Source organism: Pseudooceanicola sp. DL12 (assembly GCF_056270665.1).
In genome coordinates this window covers 102920-115746 of the sequence record NZ_CM149884.1, presented here as the reverse complement: position 1 = coordinate 115746, position 12827 = coordinate 102920, and the positions used below count along the sequence as shown (strand labels likewise).

12 protein-coding genes are annotated in these 12827 nt (G+C 64.0%); 4 read left to right on the top strand and 8 right to left on the bottom strand.

The features are described from left to right. Positions 1–5: 5 nt before the first annotated feature. Positions 6–1583, bottom strand: coding sequence for a DUF5928 domain-containing protein (locus AC0WR5_RS00545; RefSeq protein WP_475866013.1), 1578 nt, complete (start codon positions 1581–1583; stop codon positions 6–8). A gap of 143 nt (positions 1584–1726) precedes the next feature. Between AC0WR5_RS00545 and AC0WR5_RS00540 the strand changes: the two genes are divergently transcribed. After that, positions 1727–2545, top strand: a complete 819-nt coding sequence (locus AC0WR5_RS00540) for a sulfotransferase family protein (RefSeq protein WP_475866011.1) — start codon at positions 1727–1729, stop codon at positions 2543–2545. A 3-nt stretch (positions 2546–2548) separates the two neighbouring features. Here AC0WR5_RS00540 and AC0WR5_RS00535 read toward each other — a convergent pair whose 3' ends face one another. Then, positions 2549–3148 carry a TetR/AcrR family transcriptional regulator gene (locus tag AC0WR5_RS00535; protein ID WP_475866009.1) on the bottom strand — a complete coding sequence of 200 codons (600 nt, stop codon included), beginning with the start codon at positions 3146–3148 and terminating at the stop codon, positions 2549–2551. 83 nt (positions 3149–3231) lie between these two features. Between AC0WR5_RS00535 and AC0WR5_RS00530 the strand changes: the two genes are divergently transcribed. Further along, entirely contained in the window at positions 3232–3546 is a 315-nt protein-coding gene (locus AC0WR5_RS00530) for a darcynin family protein (RefSeq protein WP_475866008.1), read from the top strand. Next, on the top strand, positions 3543–4265 hold the full coding sequence (locus AC0WR5_RS00525; RefSeq protein ID WP_475866006.1) for an SDR family NAD(P)-dependent oxidoreductase: 723 nt from the start codon (positions 3543–3545) through the stop codon (positions 4263–4265). Before AC0WR5_RS00530 ends, AC0WR5_RS00525 begins: the two co-directional genes overlap by 4 nt. Positions 4266–4422: 157 nt before the next feature. Here the strand turns inward: AC0WR5_RS00525 and AC0WR5_RS00520 are convergent, their stop codons facing one another. Together AC0WR5_RS00520 and AC0WR5_RS00515 are read right to left on the bottom strand one after the other, a co-directional pair. Beyond that, entirely contained in the window at positions 4423–5523 is a 1101-nt protein-coding gene (locus AC0WR5_RS00520) for a DNA methyltransferase (RefSeq protein WP_475866004.1), read from the bottom strand. A 101-nt stretch (positions 5524–5624) separates the two neighbouring features. Further along, positions 5625–6266, bottom strand: coding sequence for a ribonuclease HII (locus AC0WR5_RS00515; RefSeq protein WP_475866003.1), 642 nt, complete (start codon positions 6264–6266; stop codon positions 5625–5627). Between the two features lie 111 nt (positions 6267–6377). Here AC0WR5_RS00515 and AC0WR5_RS00510 point away from each other — a divergent pair, with 111 nt between their 5' ends. After that, positions 6378–7133, top strand: a complete 756-nt coding sequence (locus tag AC0WR5_RS00510; protein WP_475866001.1) for a LamB/YcsF family protein — start codon at positions 6378–6380, stop codon at positions 7131–7133. Between the two features lie 114 nt (positions 7134–7247). Here the strand turns inward: AC0WR5_RS00510 and AC0WR5_RS00505 are convergent, their stop codons facing one another. From AC0WR5_RS00505 to AC0WR5_RS00490, 4 genes are all read right to left on the bottom strand, one after another. Continuing rightward, positions 7248–8426 carry an ABC transporter permease gene (locus AC0WR5_RS00505; protein WP_475866000.1) on the bottom strand — a complete coding sequence of 393 codons (1179 nt, stop codon included), beginning with the start codon at positions 8424–8426 and terminating at the stop codon, positions 7248–7250. Positions 8427–8431: 5 nt separating this feature from the next. Further along, the gene (locus AC0WR5_RS00500) at positions 8432–10141 is read right to left on the bottom strand and encodes an ABC transporter permease (RefSeq protein ID WP_475865998.1); all 1710 of its coding nucleotides are present in this window, start codon (positions 10139–10141) and stop codon (positions 8432–8434) included. 139 nt (positions 10142–10280) lie between these two features. Next, entirely contained in the window at positions 10281–11375 is a 1095-nt protein-coding gene (locus tag AC0WR5_RS00495) for an extracellular solute-binding protein (RefSeq protein WP_475865996.1), read from the bottom strand. A gap of 126 nt (positions 11376–11501) precedes the next feature. Then, complete coding sequence (locus tag AC0WR5_RS00490) at positions 11502–12605, bottom strand: ABC transporter ATP-binding protein (RefSeq protein WP_475865994.1); 1104 nt, start codon at positions 12603–12605, stop codon at positions 11502–11504. Positions 12606–12827 lie beyond the last annotated feature (222 nt).

Sequence of the window (12827 nt, the reverse complement as noted above, 5' to 3'; positions counted from 1 at the left end):
TGTCCTCAATCTGTGAACAGGTGATCGAGCGAGAGGATCTCGCGCGCGGTCTCTTCCGGGACCGAGAGAAAGGCGGCCAGCGCCGGCGCGTTCTGGGCCGGCGACAGGGATTCGCGGATACGGTAATGGTTCTCGAACTCGGCGTCGCGGATCTGATCGGCCTCGAAGGTGATGTCGTGGCGGATCGTGGGCAGCAGCCGCTCGAGCGTGTCGTCCGAGGTCTGTTCGCCGGCGAGGCCGACACGTTTGGCATGGCCGATCAGGTAATCGTCGGTGAAATCGCAGTCGACCTCGAGCAGGCGGGTGCGGGCGCGGTCGCCGCAGAAATCGTGCAGCAGGTCGAGCCCCGAGGGATCGAGGCAGATCACCATGCGATCGGTATGGTAATAGTCGAAGAGCATCCGCATCAGCGCGCGACGGTGCCGGGTGCGCTTTTGCAGCGAGGTCTGGATGCCGCCGAGGTCGGGCAGAGGGGCCTCCTCCTCGTGGAAAAGGTATTCCATCGCCATGATCGTGGTACGGGCACGGATCCGCTCCACCAGCCGCTTGGCCACGTGCCACTTCTTGCAGACCACGATCATCAGTTCCCGTTCACGTCCCAGCGAGCTCTCGGTCTCCCAGAAGCGGGTGGCGAAGCGCCGGCCGACGCGGCCGCGCCCGGCCAGGAAACGGAAGAGCGAGCGCCCCTCGTTGGAGATCTGGAAGTCGACGCCGCGGGCCGCATAGAGCTGGCCCAGGCGGCGCTTGATCTCGTGTGCCTCGGGGGAAATCTTGCGCGCGAAGAGATAATCCTGGCCGAGCAGCAGGTCGTAGTGGTCGTTGTAGAAGGTCACCGGCATGCCGTAGTCGGTGAACATCAGGAAGGTGAGGGTACGCGAGCGGATCTCCTTGTCCGGCACCAGGTGGCGCACCAGGGTCTGGAAGAAGGTCTCGTCGGGAATCCAGGTGGTCCGGAAGAATTTCATCACGTCGGGGCGGGCGTCACAGAACTCCAGGATCGCCTCGATCGTGCGGCGGCGCAGGCACCACCACTGCGAGCCGATCTGCACCTGGATGTCCTCCGGGATCGGCCGGGAGAGGCCGAATTTCTGCTGCAGTTCCAGCGACTTGTAGAACCAGAACTTGTGCTTGCGCTCATTCAGGAAGTGCCGGTAGACAAGCCGTTCCTCCTTGATGCCCGTCTTGATCCAGCCGGAGGTGAAGAAGTCGAAACTCTCGCAATAATCGACCTCGTCGCCATCGAGGAAGTCATGCGCGTATTCCCCCGTCTTGATCGACATGCAATCGCCGGAGAGCATGTAGAAATGGGTGGCGCGGGGAAAGGCATTCACCGCCGCCTGCACCGCGTAGAGGGTCGCCTGCACCAGCGACCACTCGCCCCAGCCGCATTTCGCACGTTTGTGGGCGAAGGTGACGTTGGGGTTGTCCTTCAACGCCTCGCGGATCTTCTGGTAGTCGGCGGGGTTGGCGCGGGCATCGAAATGGATCGACATGTAGTCGCCCACGGCAGTCAGGCGATTGGCCTGTTCGATGATCCCCTCAGGATCCTTGTGGCAGAGCAGTATGAACGCGATCGTCGCCATTGGCGGATGAGGGCCCTTCACGCAAGCGGTGTGAAGCCAAGTCATAGGCTTCAAAGCGGATTGATAAAACAGACTTTCTTTGCTTTTTTGTGAGAGTTAGAGAACAAGCCAAAAAACAGGCTGACGCGAGAGGGTAGAGCGGCATGGGTTTTCCCGGCACCTGGATGACCGAGAGCGAGAGCGTCGTGTACCGCGTGGTACCGAAATGCGCCTGCTCCACCATCGGTCAGATCATGTTTTTTTCCGACCACGGCCGGTTCTTCGACGGCGACATCCACGATTCCACGAGCGGGCTGCACAAGTGGTCGCAGGACGTGTCGCAGCCGCTGATCGAGGACAATGCCAAGCATCACCGCAGCTATGCATTCACCTGCGTGCGCAATCCCTACACCCGCATCCTGTCGTCCTTCTTCGACAAGATCTGCGGCATCCAGCGCAACGGAAACCGCTATCGCGGCAACCTGGTGCCGCTGCTGATCCAGAAATACGGCATCGAGGTGGGCGGACCGGACGGCAAGGACGAGTTCGACCAGATCAAGAGTTTCCGCCGCTTCCTGCTGTTTGCCCGCGACACCATCCGCTGGCGCAAGCCGATGGAGCCGGACATCCACTGGAGCGCCATGTCGGGCCATGTCTCGACCTTCATCCTGAACGGCGGGCGCTATGACAAGATCTTCTGGACCGAGAGGTTCAACGAGGGGATGCAGGAGGTTCTGGACCATATCCGGACGCCCCATGCCGTCGACCTGAACACGATTCCCCGGTTCAACGAGAGCGAGGGCCACGGGCCCAAGCGCGCGCATCCGGTCGAGGCGTATTTCGACGACCTGTCGATGCATCTGGTCTATGAGATCTACAAGCGCGATTTTGACCTGTTCAAGTACGATTTCGCCAATCCGGCCAACAAGATGCCCATCGGCGAGATCGACCTGGACGAGGTGCACGCAAAGTTGGGCGAATAGGGTTCAGAGCCCGAGATAGCCCCGCGCGGCGCGTTCCAGCCGGGGCAGGATCGCATCCACATCCCGCTCTCCCGCCTGCCAGGCAGCATCGGTCATGGCGTTTGTCATGACCGAGAGGTCGCGCGCGGCGATCTCTGGGTGCGGCACGCCGCGGGCCGAGAGAACGGCCACCACCAGCCCCGCGATCTCGGCCTTGAGCGCCATGGTCTCGGCATCGAGCGGCAGGTGCTTTTCCACGTCCTCGATGGCGGCGATGCGGCCCGGGTTGGTGCGGTGATGGTCGATCGAGGCCGCCAGAAGCACATGCACCGACTGCCCCAGGTCGCAGCCGGCACAGGCAGCGGTGGCGGCGCGCAGATCCGCAAGCATCCCGGCCCGCATGGCCCGCACCAGTTCGGCCAGGATGGCCTCCTTGCCGGGGAAATACTGATACAGCGAACCGATGGAGACCCCGGCAAGCTCGGCTACGACGTTGGTGGTCACGGCGCCGGGCCCCGAACGCTCGAGAATGCGAGCCGCGGCCTCTAGCACCGCGTCGCAGGTGGCCTGCGCGCGCGCCTGACGCGGCTTTTTTCGTGGGATCACAGCGGGTTGATCGGGCATCGGCAGCGCCTCTCGGGATGCGAGTAGGAAATGTGAGCCTTTGCTCGGATTCTGACGACATCGCACCCATTTGCCAAGAGGCCATGATGACCCAGACCTATTTCCTGCTTCTGAGCGCCCTGCCCGCCTTCCTGTCGCAACCGCGCGAGACCCGCGACCCCGCCGCCCATGCGGCGCTGGAAGCGGCGGGGCTGAAACACTTTCGCTTCTTCGATGCCGAGGCCTTCTCGGCCATGTGCTCCGACGTGGTGATGGTGGAGGGGATGACGCCGGTGGCGTTTCACCGCGCCATCGAACACCTGCGCGACAGCGCGATATTCTCTGTCCCGTGGTTTCGGCTGGAGGCGGTGATCCCCACGCTGGAGAACGGACACCACATGATGCGGGCGGATGCATGATGGACCACAAGGACCAGATCATCCTCGTGACAGGCGCCACCCGGGGCGTGGGCCGGGAGCTGGCCCGTCAACTGCAGGCGGAGGGGGCGCAGGTGATCTCTGTCGCGCGGGATCCCATGGCCTTGCCGCCGGGGGTCGATGGACTTCGTGCGGATCTCTCCGCGCCGGGGGCCGCCACCGAGATCGCCGCCTGGGTCGCGGAAGAGCACCCTAAATGTTGTGGCCTTATCAACAACGCGGCCATCATGGAGCATTGCCTGCTGACCGAAACGCCCGATCCCGCGCGCATCGCCCGGGAGGTGCAGATCAACCTGATCGCCCCGATGCAACTCTCGGCGCTGATGATGCCGCGGCTGGCGACACAGGCGGGCGCGTTCCTGTGCAACGTCACCTCGGGGCTGGCACTGGCCCCAAAGACCGACGCGGCGGTCTATTCCGCCGCCAAGGCCGGGCTGCGCGCCTTTACCCGGGCGCTGCGCGACCAGGCGCGGCGCGCGGAGATGGCGATCACCGTGAGCGAGGCGCTGCTGCCGGTGGTGGATACCACGCTGTCGCGCGGCGACCCGGCGCGAAAGATGCCGCCGGAGGACGCGGCCCGGCACATCCTGGCCGGAATCGCGGCGCACCGGGAAGAGATCGACATCGGCCAGGTGCGGCTGCTGCGGGCGATCCTGCGCACCTCGCCGACGCTGGCCTATCACGTGATGCGGCAGAGATGACGCGAAAAAGGCCCTGCCGCAGGCGGCAGGGCCAGGTCGCACCCTGCTTGACGCAGTGGTACAGGCGGCTCTGAGTTCTTGAAAACGTTCAGTATGTCAGGCGATATTCGGGTCCCGCGCGGCCGCGAGCAGGTGGCCAGCGCGGGAGGAGAACGGCTTAGCGCATCTCCGAGCGGATCTGCTGACGCAGGATGTCGATCGGGATCGTCTTGCCGTCTTTCTTGAAGCACCAGTAGGTCCAGCCGTTGCAGCTGGGCGCGCCTTCCAGCGCGGCACCGACCTGGTGAATGGAGCCCTTGACGTCGTCGCCGATCAGGGTGCCGTCGGCGCGGACCTTGACCTTGTGACGGCCGTTCATAGACCACAGCTCCTCGCCCGGGCGCAGCATGCCGCGCTCGACCAGCTGGCCGAAGGGCACGCGCGGCTCGGCGCGCTTGGCGGTGGTCACGGCGAGGGCATCGTTGTCGAACTTGCGGGTGTTCTTGATGCGCTCTGCGGCCACCTTGCGATAGGCTTCCTCGCGCTCGATGCCGATGAAATCACGGCCGAGCATCTTGGCCACCGCGCCGGTGGTGCCGGTGCCGAAGAAGGGATCGAGCACCACATCGCCGGGGTTGGTCGAGCCGACGAGCACGCGGTGCAGCAGCGATTGCGGCTTTTGCGTCGGGTGGGCCTTGTCGCCGTTCTCGTCCTTCAGGCGCTCGCCGCCGTTGCAGATCGGCAGCACCCAGTCGGAGCGCATCTGCACGCCCTCGTTCAGCGCCTTCAGGGCTTCGTAGTTGAAGGTGTACCTGGCGCCTTCGCTCTTCGACGCCCAGATCATCGTCTCGTGGGCGTTGGTCAGCCGCTTGCCGCGGAAGTTCGGCATCGGGTTCGACTTGCGCCAGACCACGTCGTTCAGGATCCAGTAGCCCTCGTTCTGCAGGGCGGCGCCGACGCGGAAGATGTTGTGGTAGGAGCCGATCACCCAGATCGCGCCGTTGGGCTTCAGCAGCCGGCGGGCGGCCTTGAGCCATTCGCGGGTGAAACGGTCATAGGCCTCGAAGCTTGCGAACTGATCCCAGGCGTCGTCCACCGCGTCGACCTTGGAGTTGTCGGGACGATGCAGGTCTCCCCGCAGCTGCAGGTTATAGGGCGGATCGGCGAAGATCAGGTCGACCGACTGCTCGGGGAGGGAGTTCATCACCTCGATGCAGTCACCGGACAAAATGCTATTGAGCGGGAGCATGTTAGCCCCCTTCACAGGTTTCTTAATCATTTGCTCTGCCTCGTGTACGGCGCATTTTTGCGCTCGTGTTTATGCCCTAAATGATGAGTCAAAGCGGAATCGGGGTCAATTTGTTTATTTGAATCAGGCCGTTAGTTTTGCCCTCGACACAAGATATTGCGCACCGGCGCGAAGCTGCGCCTATGATGTGGGGTTACCCCCAGATCCAGTAGTGCAGCCTTGTGTTCTTTCGTCGGATATCCGGCGTTGTGATCCCAGCCGTAGCCGGGGAACTGTTGCGCCAAATCCCACATGACCCGATCGCGGTGAATCTTGGCCACGATCGAGGCTGCGGCGATGGAGAGAGAGCGGGCGTCGCCCTTCACCAGCGGCGTGGCCGGCAGGTTCAACCCCTTCGGCACCCGGTTGCCGTCGATCAGCACGTGATCCGGGCGCTCGGGCAGCCCCTCGATGGCGCGGCGCATGGCCAGATGACTGGCCTGCAGGATGTTGATCTCGTCGATCTCCTCGACGCTGGCCCAGGCCACCGAGACGATGGCGCACTCGGCCAGCACCTCTGCCAGCAGGGTCCGCTTCTTCATCCCGAGCTTCTTCGAATCGTTGATGCCCTCGGGGATGCAGGCGGGATCGAGAATCACCGCGGCCGCCGTCACCGGGCCGGCCAGCGGGCCGCGGCCCACCTCGTCGACACCCGCCACGAGGCGCGCGCCCCGCCCCTGCAGGATCTCTTCGTGTGAAAGGTCGGGGCCGCTGGCGGGAACGATCTGAATCATGCCCCTTTCTGGCGCGGTCACCGCGCTGCCGCAAGCCGCCCCTATGGGCCTGCGGGGCAAAGAATGCTATCGCGGGGCAACGCCCGGACAGGACATGCAGAGGAGGCAGTGATGACGCGCAGGATCGACCTGAATTCCGACCTCGGAGAGGCCTATGGCCCCTGGAAGATGGGCGATGATGCCGCCATGCTCGATATCGTCACCTCGGCCAACGTGGCCTGTGGCGGCCATGCCTCGGACCCCGAGACCATGTACCGGACGCTCATCCTCTGCCGCGAGAAGGGCGTCGTGCCCGGCGCCCACCCCGGCTTTGCCGACCGCGAGGGCTTCGGCCGCCGGGTGATCCCGATGCAGGCCGGAGAGATCACCCGCATGGTGGCCGCCCAGATCGGCGCCCTGCAGGGGATCGCCACCCTGGCCGGCTGTCCGCTGGCCTATGTCAAACCCCACGGAGCGCTGAACAATTTCGCCTCCGAGCACCGCTGGGCCGCGGATGCCATCGCCGAGGCCGTGAAACCCTTCGGCCTGGCGATGCTGGCGATCTCGGGCACCGAGCTGGAACACGCCTCCCGTGCCGCGGGCCTCGTCACCATCCCCGAAATCTTTGCCGACCGCGGCTATCAGGACAACGGGTTGCTGGTGCCGCGCAGCCAGCCCGGCGCGATGATCCACGATCCGAAGGTCGCGGCGGACCGCATCCTGCACCTTGTCGCCACCGGCATGATGCAAACGGCCAGCGGCGGGGAAATCCCGCTCGCCGCCGGTTCGGTTTGCGTGCACGGCGACGAACCCTCCGCGGTGGCGCTGGCGGCCGAGCTGCGCGCCCGCCTCGAGGCCGAGGGGCTCGAGATCTCCGCCTTCAGCTGACCCCGCCACATTTTCCTGTCGGGAATATCCTCGGGGGGATGAATTGCAGACGCAGACGCAAGAAGGGGGGCCGACAGCCCCCCCTTCCCTTTTTTCCGATGTCGCAAGGCCCGGTCAGCTGGGCCGGATGCCCCGCAGCCGTTCCGACCGGCGGCGCAGCAGCTCTACCGTGGTCAGAAGCAGGATCGAGATCACCACCAGAATCGTCGCCACGGCAAGGATCGTCGGCGAGATCTGCTCGCGCAGGCCGGTGAACATCTGCCAAGGCAGCGTCTTCTGCCCCGCGGAGCCCACGAAGAGCACCACGACCACCTCGTCGAAGGAGGTGATGAATGCGAAGAGCGCGCCGGAGATCACGCCGGGCAGGATCAGCGGCATCTGCACCTTCCAGAAGGTACGCATGGGGTTGGCGCCCATGTTGGCCGCGGCCCGGGTCAGCGAGTTGTCGAAGCCCACCATGGTGGCCGTCACCGTGATGATCACGAAGGGGATGCCGAGCGCGGCATGCGCCAAGACCACGCCGACATAGGTGCCCTGAAGCCCGATGCGGGAGTAGAAGAAGTACATCCCCGCCGCCGAGATGATCAGCGGCACGATCATCGGCGAGATCAGGATCGCCATGATCACGCCGCGGAATGGCACGTGCGGCTGGCTGAGGCCGATGGCCGCAAGGGTGCCGAGCACCACCGCGATGATCGTCGCGGAGGGCGCGATCTTGATAGAGTTCCACAGCGCCTGCTGCCAGTCGCTGTTGGTGAAGAAGTCGTGGTAGTGCCGCAACGAATAGCCCGCCGGATCGAAGTTCAACATCTCCGGCGTGAAGGTGAAGAAGTTCTGCGAATTGAACGACAGCGGCATGACCACGAGGATCGGGGTGATCAGGAAGACCATGATCGCCCCGGCGATGGTCAGGAAGGCGTAATGCCAGAGCACCTGACCTGGGGTGGAGTAGATCGGCACCGAGGTCCGATAGCGCCCCGAGGCCAGCCAGAAGATCAGCGAGCCGAAGAAATAGCCCAGCAGCAGACAGAAGACCGCGGGCGCGATCCCGAAGAACACCAGCCCTGCAAGCCCGCCGAGGATGGTGATGCCCCATTTGCCGAGCTTCTCCTGCTCGCGCAGGAAGGTGGCACAGAGATAGGCCACGAGGCCCATGATTATCGCACCGACGACGATGCCCAGCAGACCGGAACCCTGGGCCGTTCCGAAGAACAGCCCGAAGAAGGCGCCGAGGGCAGCGGTGACACCGGCGGTGAAGCCCGCGGATTTGGGTTGAGCGATTACGTATGCCATGTCTCTTACCCCAGCTTCACGTTGTCGATGCCGACGATCCGGTCATAAGCCCAGTAGAGGATCAGCACGACCGCGAGGAGGATGGTCCCCAGTGCGGCAGCCAGGCCCCAATTGAGCGACGACGAGATGTGATAGGCAATCCGGTTCGAGATGAAGGTACCGGTGGTACCGCCGACGATTTCCGGGGTGATGTAGTAGCCGATGGACAGGATGAAGACGAGGATCGAGCCTGCGCCGATGCCGGGCACCGACTGCGGGAAGTAGACCCGCCAGAAGGCCGTCCAGTTCGTGGCCCCCAGAGATTTCGCCGCCCGCAGGTAGGTCGGCGGAATGCCCTGCATCACCGAGTAGAGCGGCAGGATCATGAAGGGGAGCAGGATGTGGGTCATCGCGACGATGGTACCGAACTGGTTGTTGATCATCACGAGTCGGGCGTTGTCGGCCACCAGGCCGAGCCAGACCAGCACGTCGTTGATCACCCCCTGCTGCTGCAACATCACCTTCCAGGCCGAGGTCCGCACCAGGAGCGAGGTCCAGAAGGGCAGCAGCACCAGGATCATCAGCAGGTTGGCCTTGGAGCTGGGCAGGTTGGCCAGCAGCCAGGCCACCGGATAGCCGAGGGCGATGCAGGAGAAGGTGATGACCAGCGACATGAAGAGCGTGCGCTTGAAGAGCTTGAGGTAGATCCGCTCGTTCTCGGGACGCGCCTGGATCCCGTCGGGGGTCAGCTGCATGTCGATCGAATTGAGGAAGTAGCCCGGCGTATAGGCCGGCGAATAGGTCTGGATCGTGCCCCAGACCGTGGGGCTGAGCCAATCCTCGTCCTCGCTGGCGAAGAAATCGGTGAGCGAGGTCTGGGGAATTTCCGGCAGAGCCTGCTGGGCGGCGAGAAGCGCGTCGGCATGGGGGCCGGTGTACCCGGAGAGGTCGGCCGTCTGCAGATCGTCGATCAGGCCGACATAGACGCTCTCCCAGGGGTCTTCCTCGGCGACGGTGTCGCCGTCGACCAGGGCGGTATAGACGGCAAAATCGGTGTAGGCCCGGGTGGTTTCTGGCAGCAGGGCCGCGATCTCCTCGGAGGGAGCAAAGCCGACCTCGCCCGGCAGGCGTGTCGTGGTCATCTGCTCCAGCATGTCGCGCTGATCGTCGACATAGGTGGTATCGGGAGTGCCGTTGCCGGTCATCAGCTCGTACCAGAAGGCGCCTTCGCCCCAGTTCTCGTCGATCTCCTCGAGTGCATCGAGGTAATCGTCGCCGAGGTCGTCGAGACCACGGCCGGTGGAGCGGAAGAGCGAGGACACGCCGGTCTGTTCATAGTTCAGCCGGGTACCGAGCTTGGTGTGTTCCTTGGCCTCGGCCGCGACGAAGAGATCGTAGTAGAGCGCGCGATAGACGGCTTCGGGCGGCGGGTTGCCGGTGGTGTGATCCCAGTCCTTCAGCTCGACCACGGTCTCGGGGAGCGTATTGCCGACCATCTCGTTCTCGACCGAACGGAAGAGCATGTCGAAGATGGGCAGGAGGAAGGTGACGATCACGAAGAGAAGGAGCGGTGCGATCAGCGCCAGCGCCCGCAATTTCTGCCGTCGCAAGGCGCGGTTTAGGCTGCGTTTCAGCGGGCGGCCGTCCGCCGCGAGCATCTGACCGTTCTTGCCGATCTGATCCTGCGTACCGGAGCCGCTGCCGTCCATGGGGCCGGTCTGGGTCGTTTCGCTCATATCGTCCCTGTTTTTGTTGGGGCTCGGCCACATTGGCGGGCCGATTTCGGGAGGTCGTGCAGAGCGGGCCTGGGCGGCCCGCCCCCTGTCCGAAGACACTGCCCCGGCACCATTTGGCGACGGGGCAGGAGGTTTCGGATTACTGGGCCAGCCAGGACTGGAACTTCGCGTCGATATCGTCGCGGTAGTCAGCCCAGAACTCGTAGTTGTAGAGGAACGTGTTCTTGGAGTTGGCCGGATCGGTCGGCATGTGCTGCTTCATGTCCTCGGGAACCGCGGGCGCCGAGGAGGCACGGGCGGGACCGTAGGAGATGTACTTGGCCTGGTCGGCCAGACGCTGGGTATCGGTCGCGAACTTGACGAAGTCCTCGATACGGGCCAGGTGCGCATCGTCCAGACCTTCGGGAATGATCCAGCCGTCGAGGTCGAAGACCTGAGCGTCCCACATCATGCCGACGGGCTGATCCTGCTCTTCGATCACGGAGTAGAGGCGACCGTTGTATGTGGAGCCCATGAAGACTTCGCCGTCAGCCAGCAGCTGGGGCGTGTCGGCACCGGCGGACCACCAGATCACGTCGTCCTTGATGGTGTCGAGCTTGGCCAGGGCCTGTTCCTGACCTTCCGGAGTGGCCAAGACATCATAGACGTCTTCCTTGGCAACGCCGTCGCAGAGCAGGGCCCATTCCATGTTGTTGATCGGGCGCTTCTCGAGCGCGCGCTTGCCCGGGTATTTCTCCAGGTCGAAGACGTCGCAGATCGAGGAGGGCGCATCGACGCCTTCCGGCACCATGTCGGTGCGATAGCCGAAGGTGGTGGAGTAGACGATCTGCGGGATGAAGCAGTCGGAGACGATCATCTCGCCGAAGTCATCCTCGGCCGAGGAACCGTCGTCACCCGGAGCCAGCAGCTCGTCGGGGTCGTATTCCATGGCGAGACCCTCGTCGCACAGACGGATGGCGTCTGCCGCAACGACGTCGACCAGGTCCCAGGTGATGTTGCCGGCTTCGTTCATGGCGCGCAGCTTGGCCACGGCTTCGGCCGAGCTCTCATCCCAGGTGACGGTCACCTCGGGGTGCATTTCCATGTAGGGCTCGACGTAGGCCTTGAGCTGCGAATTCTGGTAGGCGCCGCCCCAGGAAACGATGGTCATGTCGTTTGCCATCTCCTGGGCGGAAGCACCGCCGGCCACGAGAGCCAGGGCCGTACCGGCCAGCAGGGTTTTCGTGAGTTTCATGTCATAACTCCCAATTTGCACCGTTATTAGGTTGAACGGATCCCGCGCTACGGGCGAAACGAACGGGACCTCGATGGCCGCAGCCGCCCTGGTGGTCGGGCGGCGCGGAAAGGCATCTTGCGCGGCTCAGTGATCGAGCGCGCGGCAGTCGTCGGGCAGCCAGCCGATCTCGACCTGCTGACCTTTCTTCAGGCGCACCTGGTCGGGCGCGTTCCGGGTCTTGACGATGAAATCGTCGCTGCCGGCCACGCGCAGGCGGGTGCGGAAGATGTCGCCCATGTAGATGAATTCAAGCACCTCGGCCTTGAGCAGGTGCGCGCCTTCCTTGAGGCGGCTGCGATCCATCTCGACACGCTCGGGGCGGATCGAGACGGTGGTCCGCTGCCCCGGTTCGGAGACGTTGACCGGGCGGGCCTCGATGGTGGAGCCGTCGTCGAGCTTGACCGTGCAGGTGCGCTCGCCGGTGATCTCCTGGATCACGCCTTCGAGCGTGTTGTTCTCGCCGATGAACTGGGCGACGAAACTGTTCTCGGGCTCTTCATAGAGCACGTCGGGCGGCGCCAGCTGCTGGATTCGGCCGTCGTTGAACACGGCGACGCGGTCCGACATGGTCAGCGCCTCGGTCTGGTCGTGGGTCACGTAGACCGTGGTGATGCCAAGGTCATGGGCCAGGCGGGTGATCTCGAACTGCATGTGCTCGCGCAGCTGCTTGTCGAGGGCGCCGAGCGGTTCGTCCATCAGCACCAGCTCGGGCTCGAAGACCAGGGCGCGCGCCAGGGCGACGCGCTGCTGCTGGCCGCCGGAGAGCTGGGCCGGGCGGCGGTTGCCGAAATCGCCCATCTGCACCATGTCCAGCGCGCGCTTGATCTTCTCCTCGCGCTCGGACTTGCCCATCTTGCGGACTTCCAGCGGGAAGGAGAGGTTCTCGGCCACGGTCATGTGCGGAAAGAGCGCGTAGTTCTGGAACACCATGCCGATGCCGCGCTTGTGCGGCGGGATGTTGTTGATGGGTGTGCCGTCCAGCATGATCTCGCCGTGGGTGGCGGTCTCGAACCCTGCCAGCATCATCAGGCAGGTGGTCTTGCCCGACCCCGACGGCCCGAGCATGGTCAGGAACTCGCCCTTCGGCATGCTGAGGTTGAGGTCCTTAACGACAAGCGTTTCGCCGTCGTAGCTCTTCTGCACGCGTTCGAATGCTACGAACGCCTCGCTATCCGATGTTGATGCCAAATCCGGCTCCCCGTTCTGTTTTTTCTTCGCAGGTACGCGCGACCCGCGTTAAGCTCAGGCAGAACTCAACCCAGAGAGTTGATGATCCTGGCGCGCTTTGTGCGGGATCATGCTGGCCCACCCGCAAAAGTCACGACAATACTTGGATCGAAATGGCGTTCTGTCACCCCTGAATGTCATTCAAGTTCATTTTCTAATCAGTTTTGATCTGAATTCACATCC

What these genes read in the sequence shown, in the direction of transcription:
- AC0WR5_RS00545 (WP_475866013.1), bottom strand. Translation starts at nt 1,583, where the DNA reads ATGGCGACGATCGCGTTCATACTGCTCTGCCACAAGGATCCTGAGGGG.
- AC0WR5_RS00540 (WP_475866011.1), top strand. Translation starts at nt 1,727, where the DNA reads ATGGGTTTTCCCGGCACCTGGATGACCGAGAGCGAGAGCGTCGTGTAC.
- AC0WR5_RS00535 (WP_475866009.1), bottom strand. Translation starts at nt 3,148, where the DNA reads ATGCCCGATCAACCCGCTGTGATCCCACGAAAAAAGCCGCGTCAGGCG.
- AC0WR5_RS00530 (WP_475866008.1), top strand. Translation starts at nt 3,232, where the DNA reads ATGATGACCCAGACCTATTTCCTGCTTCTGAGCGCCCTGCCCGCCTTC.
- AC0WR5_RS00525 (WP_475866006.1), top strand. Translation starts at nt 3,543, where the DNA reads ATGATGGACCACAAGGACCAGATCATCCTCGTGACAGGCGCCACCCGG.
- AC0WR5_RS00520 (WP_475866004.1), bottom strand. Translation starts at nt 5,523, where the DNA reads ATGATTAAGAAACCTGTGAAGGGGGCTAACATGCTCCCGCTCAATAGC.
- AC0WR5_RS00515 (WP_475866003.1), bottom strand. Translation starts at nt 6,266, where the DNA reads ATGATTCAGATCGTTCCCGCCAGCGGCCCCGACCTTTCACACGAAGAG.
- AC0WR5_RS00510 (WP_475866001.1), top strand. Translation starts at nt 6,378, where the DNA reads ATGACGCGCAGGATCGACCTGAATTCCGACCTCGGAGAGGCCTATGGC.
- AC0WR5_RS00505 (WP_475866000.1), bottom strand. Translation starts at nt 8,426, where the DNA reads ATGGCATACGTAATCGCTCAACCCAAATCCGCGGGCTTCACCGCCGGT.
- AC0WR5_RS00500 (WP_475865998.1), bottom strand. Translation starts at nt 10,141, where the DNA reads ATGAGCGAAACGACCCAGACCGGCCCCATGGACGGCAGCGGCTCCGGT.
- AC0WR5_RS00495 (WP_475865996.1), bottom strand. Translation starts at nt 11,375, where the DNA reads ATGAAACTCACGAAAACCCTGCTGGCCGGTACGGCCCTGGCTCTCGTG.